This is a genomic window from Mesorhizobium alhagi CCNWXJ12-2 (assembly GCF_000236565.1).
In the GTDB taxonomy this organism is placed as follows: Bacteria; Pseudomonadota; Alphaproteobacteria; order Rhizobiales; family Rhizobiaceae; genus Allomesorhizobium; species Allomesorhizobium alhagi.
The window spans coordinates 1-5,205 of the sequence record NZ_AHAM01000060.1; the positions used below are offsets into that span (position 1 = coordinate 1).

The window sequence follows — 5,205 nt, forward strand, 5'->3', positions numbered from 1 at the left end:
GTGGCCAGAAGCAGATTTCGCAAGATGTCCCAGAGCGTGAATTCGACCATCGATCAGGCCTTCTTCTTCGGGAACAACACCCAGCCGAGACCCGACAGCGCCTGACGCAGCAGGATGGCGAGGACAAGATAGATCAGTGTCGAGACGAAATAGGTCTCGAAGGCGCGAAAGTTGCGCGACTGGATGAAGTTGGCTGCGAACGTCAGGTCCTCCGCCGCGATCTGCGACACGACTGCGGAGCCCAGCATGACGATGACGATCTGCGAGGAGAGCGCCGGCCAGATGCGCTGCAGCGCCGGGATCAGCACTACATGCCAAAAGGTCTCGAACGGCGTCATGGCTAGGCTGGCGCCGGCCTCGAACTGGCCGCGAGGGGTGGCCTGGATGCCGGCGCGGACGATCTCGCAGCTATAGGCGCCGAGATTGACGATCATGGCGAGGTTGGCGGCGGTCAACTCCGACATCTGGAGGCCGAGCGAAGGCAGGCCGAAGAAGATGAAGAAGAGCTGGATCAGGAAGGGCGTATTGCGGATCAGCTCGACATAGCCCGCCACGACCGGTTTCAGCCAGACGGGACCGAGCGCCCTGACCCAGGCGCAGGCTGTGCCGAGCGCGACGCCCAGCACCGCGCCGACGAGAATGAGCTGCAGCGTGATGCCGATGCCCTTGAGGAGCACCGGCATGTAGGGGAGAAGCCAGCCGAAATCGAACTGGTATGTCACCGGCGCAGTCCCTGCCCGGTCCTACATCTCGGCCGGCAGGTCGAGCTTCAGCCATGCCTGCGAGATGGCGTTGAGGCTGCCGTCGGCCTTGGCCGCGGCGATGATCTCGTTGACCTTGGCCATCAGCGCCGGCTCGTTCTTGTTCATGCCGATGTAGCAAGGCGAATTCTTGATGAGGAACTTCATCTCCGGGCGCTTGGGCGGGTTCTTCTCGAGGATTGCGGCGGCAACGACGTTGCCTGTGGCGACGACCTCGACCTGGCCCGACAGGAAGGCGGAGATGGTGCCGTTATTGTCCTCGTAGCGCTTGATGTCGGCGTCGGCGGGCGCGATCTTGGTCAGTTCCAGATCCTCGATGGCGCCGCGGGTGACGCCGACCGTCTTGCCGCTGAGATCTTCGGCCTTTGCGACCACAACGTCAGCGGGCGCGAACACGCCGTTGAAGAAGGGCGCATAGGCGTCCGAGAAGTCGATCACCGCTTCGCGCTCGGCGTTCTTGCCGAGGCTGGAGATGACCAGATCGACCTTGCTCGTCTGGAGGTAGGGGATGCGGTTGGCGCTGGTGACCGGCACGATCTCGACCTTGGCGCCAAGCTTCTCGCCGATCAGATTGGCCATGTCGATGTCATAGCCGCGCGGGGCCATGTCGGTGCCGACGCTGCCGAAAGGCGGAAAATCCTGCGGCACGGCGATGCGGACGGTGCCACGCGCGGCAATGTCGGCCAAGGCGTCGGCGCGGGCAACGGTGGCGTCGGACAGCGCCAGTCCGACAATGGCTGCGCCTACGCTCGCGATGAAGGTTCTGCGGTTCATGATGATTTCCCTTTGTTGGTTCGCCGTCCATGGCCTCGCCGTATGAATGCAACGGACATGCCAAAAGGCGCGGGCGCGGTTCATAGGGCGCAGTCGGCTTACGCGAGGGTGCGCCTGCTCCTATTCTTCTTCGCGTCTGTGCATTTGCCTAAATAATGTGCAGCGTCGTGACGCCGCCGGGACTTAGGACATATGTGGCGAGTTGGCGGTCTATTCCCCTTGCCGCTTGCGCTCGATCATTTCGAGCCGCTCGCGGTCGGCATTGTCGCGGTCGTCCTGTCGGCGGATGTCGCGGTAGGCGCGCTCGACCATATTGGTGCGGGCGGTGGCGGTGGCGATGCGGTCGACTTCCTCGCGGGCGAGCAAGAGGTTCTGCTCCTGGCGGGCGAGCGCCTGGCCGATGTGGCGGTTGTAGACTTCCGGAAACAGGACGGACATGGATTCGGGTGCGTCGAAGCGGGCGGCTAGTTCCGCCGCGTCCTGACAGGCAGCCGCGGCGGCGGAGACGAAACCGGCATGGCGGGTCTCGTGCAGCGCCTTCAGTTGCTCCTGCACCGTGACAAGCTTGCGCAGCCTTTCCTTGCGGGTGGTCATACTCAGCGCCCCAGTGCGGTTGCCATGAAGCTATCGGCGAACAGAGCGAGCATGGAGCCGGCTCCGAAATAGATGATGACCAGCCCGCCGGCGATGACGAAGGGCAGCGAGATGAAATAGACCGGAATCTGCGGTACCAGCTTGTTAACAAAGCCGATCGTCAGATTGACCAGGATCGCATAGGCGACGAACGGGCTGCCGAGCCTCAGCACCATGAAGAACGCTTCCGACAGCGTGTCCGCGATGTCGACGAGGGCGGCCTGCGGGTTGAAGAAGACGTTGAGCGGCGCCACCGAATATGAGGCGACGAGCGCGCGGACGACCTCGTGGTGGAAGTCGAACACGAAGAGCAGGAGCAGCGCCGAGAACGAGATGATCGAGGCGAGAGCCGCCTGCGGCTCCGCCTCCTCGATGCCCGGCCCGGCCATGCCGCCATAGCCGATCAGCATGGCGACGCCGGCGCCGATGAATTGCAGCGCCATCATGTAGAGGCGCGCCATCAGCCCGATCAGCGCGCCGATCATCAGTTCGGAGACGATCATGGGTGCAAGAATCTGCGGCCGGCGGTCGATGAGCGGCAGGATCTGGTCCCAGAGGTGGACGAGCAGGGCGCCGGTCGCGGCAATGGCGACGAACAGCCTGATCTGCACCGGAACGCGGACGCTGGCGAGCCCGGGCATCAAGAGAAAGCAGCCGCCGACGCGGCAGAAGGCAACGAAGGCGGCGAGCACGATCGCCTCGGCCGTTGCGCTCACGAAATCGTCCCGAGGACGCGGATTTCGACGCCCTTGGCGATCTCGACATGGCTGAGCACCGGCAGTGTCGAGAAAAGCCGTTCGATGATCATGCGGACATAGGGCCGGGCGTCGGGCGCGGTGACGATGACGAAGCGCTCGCCGGCATCGAGGTAGCTGCGGATCGCCTTGGTGGCATCCTGGCCGAATTCCTCGAGCTGGCGCGGATCGATGTCGAATTCGCGGATCTCGCCCTTGGCGTCGCGCTTGAGGCTCTGGTGGAAGGCAAGATCCCAGCGGTTGCCGAGGCGCAGAACCTTGAGAACGCCGCCTTCGGAAAGATCGCCGCAGATCTGCTGCGCCATGCGGATGCGGACATGCTCGACGATCTGCTCGGTGCGGCGCACATGCGGCGCTATCTCGGCGATCGCCTCGATGATCAGGTGAAGGTTGCGGATCGACACGCGCTCGGCAAGCAGCAGCTTCAGAACCGCCTGCAGGCCGGGATAGGAGATGTGCGAGGTGCAGATCTCGTCGGCGAGCTTGCGGTATTCGGCGTCCTGGCGCTCGAGCAGCGCTTTCATGTCCTTGTAGGAGAGGAGCTGCGGCAGGTTGTTGCGGATCACTTCCGAGAGGTGGGTGAGCAGCACCGACATGTTGTCGGCGAAGGTGAACTGCTCGCGCTTCAGATCTTCGCCGAACATTTCCGGCACGGAATAGGCGCGCATGCCGAAGGCCGGTTCGCGCACTTCCTCGCCGGGGATGGCGGGAATCTCGCGCGTGCCGAGCAGCACCATGATCTCGCCAACGCGCATCTGGTATTCGGCGACGACGGTGCCATGGATTTTGATCTGGTAGCTTTTCGACGGGATGGTCAGATCGTCCGTCAGGCGCACCTCGGGCACAACGAAGCCGTATTGCGATGCGAATTTGCGGCGCATCTTGCCCATGCGGAAGGCGAGTTCCTGATGCGAGACGAGGAGCTTGGTCGAGAGCTGCTTGCCGATCAGGAGCTCGATCTCGGCTGTCTTCAGCGACGCCTTGACCGAGTTCTTCTCATCGTGCTCCTTGGTCGCCTGCTCCTGTTCGTCGGCCGCCTTGGCCTCGGCGACGCGCCGGTTGTGCTGCATCGGGATGATGTAGCCAACCGCCGCCATAGCGGCGGCGAGCGCCACGAACGGGAACATGGGCAGGCCGGGCATCAGCCCAAGCACGACGAGCAGACCCGCCGCGACATAGAGCGCGCGCGGATAGGCGCCGAGCTGGCCGAACACCGCCTGGTTGGTGGAGCCGCGCGTGCCGCCCTTCGACACCAGAAGGCCGGCTGCCAGCGAGACGATCAGCGCCGGGATCTGGGTGACGAGGCCGTCGCCGACCGAGAGTTTTATGAACACGTCGGAGGCTTCGGCCATGCCCATGTCGTGGCGGAAATAGCCGATGGCGATGCCGCCGACGATGTTGATGGCGGTGATGATGATGCCGGCGATGGCGTCGCCACGCACGAATTTGGAGGCGCCATCCATGGAGCCGAAGAAGGAGCTCTCCTCCTCCAGTTCGCGGCGGCGATGCTGCGCGGTCTTGTCGTCGATCATGCCGGCCGACAGGTCGGCGTCGATCGACATCTGCTTGCCGGGAATGGCGTCGAGCGTGAAGCGCGCGCCGACCTCGGCGATGCGGCTCGCGCCCTTGGTGATGACGATGAAATTGACCACGATCAGGATCAGGAAAACGATCAGGCCGATGACGAAATCGCCCGACATCACCAGGCGCGCGAAGCCGCTGATGACGTAGCCGGCGGCATGCGTTCCCTCACTGCCCTCCGACAGGATCTGCCGCGTGGTTGCGATGTTGAGCGACAGGCGCAGCATCGTCGCGATCAGCAGGATCGTCGGGAATGACGAGAAATCGAGCGGCCGCTGGATCCACAGCGCCACCATCAGGATCAGCACCGACAGCGCGATCGAGAAGGCAAGGCCGATGTCGATCATGAAGGCCGGGATCGGCAGGAACAGCACCGCCAGGATGACGATGATGCCGAGCGCGAAGAAGACGTCGCGGCCGTTCTTGGCCGGGCTCCCTGCGGGAAAGGTTTCCGAAATCGCCATTTTCTGTCCAGGCCCGTCCGAGCGCCGGGCGGCAAATGCGCGGCCCAGCGATGGCAGGGTAGGGGGCCAAGCTTGCGCGAAGGTGGGTAAGGCGCCGGCCGGCGCGGCTCCGACGAAGGCGATTGGCTAAAGCCGCCGACCGGCTTATCGTGCCGGCTCTGGAGGAGACGCCATGCCCGCAAAATGTCCCACGCAAGCCCGATCCCGCCTGAACCGCCGCTGCCGGCTCCCCCGCCT

The 5,205-nt window shown here is 64.1% G+C and carries 5 protein-coding genes; all 5 read right to left on the minus strand.

Annotated features, from left to right (window positions below; translation table 11 throughout):
- Positions 1-53 precede the first annotated feature (53 nt).
- On the minus strand, positions 54-722 hold the full coding sequence (locus tag MAXJ12_RS08705; protein WP_008835451.1) for an amino acid ABC transporter permease: 669 nt from the start codon (positions 720-722) through the stop codon (positions 54-56).
- Positions 723-743: 21 nt separating this feature from the next.
- A complete protein-coding gene (locus tag MAXJ12_RS08710) occupies positions 744-1,538 on the minus strand; it encodes a transporter substrate-binding domain-containing protein (RefSeq protein ID WP_420492369.1) in 795 nt (264 codons plus the stop codon).
- Positions 1,539-1,745: 207 nt separating this feature from the next.
- Entirely contained in the window at positions 1,746-2,129 is a 384-nt protein-coding gene (locus tag MAXJ12_RS08715) for a hypothetical protein (protein ID WP_008835453.1), read from the minus strand.
- Between the two features lie 2 nt (positions 2,130-2,131).
- The gene (gene fliR / locus MAXJ12_RS08720) at positions 2,132-2,884 is read right to left on the minus strand and encodes a flagellar biosynthetic protein FliR (protein ID WP_008835454.1); all 753 of its coding nucleotides are present in this window, start codon (positions 2,882-2,884) and stop codon (positions 2,132-2,134) included.
- Positions 2,881-4,968: a flagellar biosynthesis protein FlhA gene (gene flhA / locus MAXJ12_RS08725; protein WP_008835455.1), complete on the minus strand. Its 2,088-nt coding sequence runs from the start codon at positions 4,966-4,968 to the stop codon at positions 2,881-2,883. The genes fliR and flhA overlap by 4 nt, the downstream gene beginning before the upstream one ends.
- Positions 4,969-5,205 lie beyond the last annotated feature (237 nt).